1 protein-coding gene is annotated in these 2,780 nt (G+C 48.2%); it reads right to left on the reverse strand.

Features of this window, described 5'->3' with window-relative positions; all coding sequences use genetic code 11:
• Positions 1–511: 511 nt before the first annotated feature.
• On the reverse strand, positions 512–2,392 hold the full coding sequence (locus N5D30_RS25985; RefSeq protein WP_279911330.1) for a hypothetical protein: 1,881 nt from the start codon (positions 2,390–2,392) through the stop codon (positions 512–514).
• Positions 2,393–2,780: the final 388 nt, after the last annotated feature.

The raw sequence follows: 2,780 nt of genomic DNA on the forward strand, positions 1-2,780 counted from the left end.
AGAGCCGTCGCTCGGTTTACCGAAGGGCGAAACCATCCATCGTGGTGATCTAGGCCAGATCGTAGCTGCCCGGCACAAGTAGATATTTGCCACACCAATACAATTTAAATCGGCTAGCTTATATAAGCTGCTTCAATAAGCAGAATGTCAGCCGACAGCCATATCAAGGTGCATCATGCCAAACTCAGAATTAGCAATTCGTTGTACAGTTACAACTCAGGATCACCCTGAAGGGATTCATATGAAGAATGATGATACATGGCGATCCGACCCGGGCGGATGGTTAAAAGCACAATCCGGAACCTGGATTCAGGTAACCACCTCCGGAGTAGTTCTAAATTCCCACTCTGGCGAAAAGATCGCGTATTTGCAGGGGTTAATATTTGCGACTGCTCCCAGCGGCAGCAGAGGTGTATTCAAGCACGAGGCCAGGGGCGAGGCTGGCACATGGCTGGTTGTTAGCTGAATAAGGGAGTGCCATCAGAATCCCCGTTGAGGGATTCTGATTTAATTAAAGGCAGATACTAGGGGGGCAGGGACGATCAATTGGCTCTCTGGGTGGAAGCTTCGGGGGGCGTACAGGGGTAGGAGGCGGAGTTGGCGTCTGCGCAACAAAGTTAGCATCTGCACCAACAGTAAAATTGGCCTCCTGAGGCAGGTATTCTATTAGCTGCTCAGGCGACCTGCACATGGGGTGCATCAATGACTGCGCACAGAAGGCCTGCGAAAGCGGCAGTAGTCGAACCTGTAATACCCATGTCGATAGTATGTTCATTGCATTTTGTTTGTGCTGAGTTTCGGAATCAAACAGCGCTTTATAGTATTGGTCACCATCCAGTATGCACTTGCCTTTGTACGCGCCTCCTTCGCATAGAGTTAAAGCATCCCGAGATTCATCCCCGGCCTTCGCCAAAGTGGGTTTGCCATCCTTGTCCTCTAATTGCATTCGTTTCATGGGTGCATTTGCAAGAAGAGCATAATAAAGATCTGTGCCTGATTTTTTTATCCATTCGGAGTCTTTGAAATTTACACTGCTATCGGCCACTCCTATGGATTTGAATACCTCGCCACTATTCAGCATAATGGCCAAGCTGTCATCAATGCTTTCAAATTTAAGCGCATCCACACTCACTCCATCCCTTCTGGCGGACTTGCTTAAAGCAAGCCTAGCCATGCCGGCTCCATAAACCAGAGAGTTGATCGCAAACCTATCATTATAAGTAAAGTCTGCATCGCCGCTTTCCAGCTTGCACTGTTCGACTTGATTCAGCTCGAACGAGCACTTCCCGTATTTCATGCAGTCAGAGATTAATGTCTCATAACAGCGTGCTGCTGCTCGAAGTAACGTAGCTTGTTTCGTGAGCGCCGATGATTTTTTTCCGCCGGGATAGAATGGGAAATAGTACAAATCACTCCTAAGCTGGGAGTCTGTGTAAAGAGCAGAAAGATCCATCAGTCTTTGGTATCGCATAAAAAATGCGCGCGCATTCATAAGTGACAACGACTTGGAGCCCGACTTCCAGTTCGGTAGCATTGAATACGGCCAGACGACAATTCGGTAGGGCGCTGCCGCTCCTTTCTCGAAATTTGGATAGTTCTCAATCTTCGCTACAAGACTTTCTTTAGTGGTAGGGCTGGAAAGTACTCCACCGCTTTGCACTAATCGTATGCTTGTGTCATCGCTATTTAGGGTGTCTCGCCGCGTCTTATCCAGCGTCATGTTTGCCGAGGCGCCGTAGCCACTGGCAGACATGGATAAATTAAACGCAGATGAGTATTCGGATAGTGCGGTCTTCAGTTCGTATATAACATCAAGCTGTCCTCCCCGACGAATTGCCAGAACAAAGCCATCCCCGCAAAGTTTTCTGAACTTATCTGCTCCTCCTGCATTGTCTAATAATTTTCCCGCCTGATCGGATAATCTGATTCCAAACATCCGCTCAGGGGAGGGAGATATTTGGATTCCCCCCTTGTCTACTAAAGTAGTAGATAGAATTCTCGTTCTCGCACGGTCTGCAAGTGATGTCTCTGAGAACGATGTGCTAACCGAGGCACTCCATCCAAAGCCACCATACGATGCCGATGCTGTTAACCCCAAGGAGTTATAGATTTGCTCACGATCAAACAAATATTTGTATTGTGTAGTGCTGCTAGAACCGGGAATTTCAACTTCACTTCCGCCCTCGATACAGGTGCCTTGAGTTCTACGCCCGGTAACTAAATCCCAACCCTGGCCGAGAGAAACCCCCTCAATGGGATAAGCAGCTTGTTCTGGTTGATTATCTTGGATAAATTGATTGCGTAGTAAATATTTCCTTTCCTGCTCGCTTTCATTTTCTTTCGCAGCCTCGACAAATAGGCTGGCAGATATAGAATAAGTGAAGACAAACATTGCGCCAACTCTATTAAGTGGTCTCGGCATTGCTGGCTCCCTGCTCGCATAGAAGATCAATCCAACGCTAGCACTCGCTAATGGCAGAGTAATATCATTTCGCTATATGGTTGTGCCGAGCGCTTGCTCAATTCAACGCTCTATAGTTACTGAACCACCGAGTAGGTGCTGCTACATCGTCGCACTCAGGGAATTGCACTATATCGCTCAGCCGTGCCAGGTACTCTCCGAGCTATATGGTTCCATGGCCTCCCATCGTTTCAGGTCTTAGCAAAGGCTTTGGTGTGGATTACCTCGTAACATGACGCAGGCAAATGTCCTCTTCTGGCCGAATCTGTTGAAAAAGTAGGTTCAGCGACAGCCGGCCGGTCGGATGTGCCTGCCGTCG

Origin of the sequence: Pseudomonas sp. GD03875 (assembly GCF_029840585.1) — a bacterium.
Lineage (GTDB): Bacteria > Pseudomonadota > Gammaproteobacteria > Pseudomonadales > Pseudomonadaceae > Aquipseudomonas > Aquipseudomonas paralcaligenes.

What these genes read in the sequence shown, in the direction of transcription:
- N5D30_RS25985 (WP_279911330.1), bottom strand. Translation starts at nt 2,392, where the DNA reads ATGTTTGTCTTCACTTATTCTATATCTGCCAGCCTATTTGTCGAGGCT.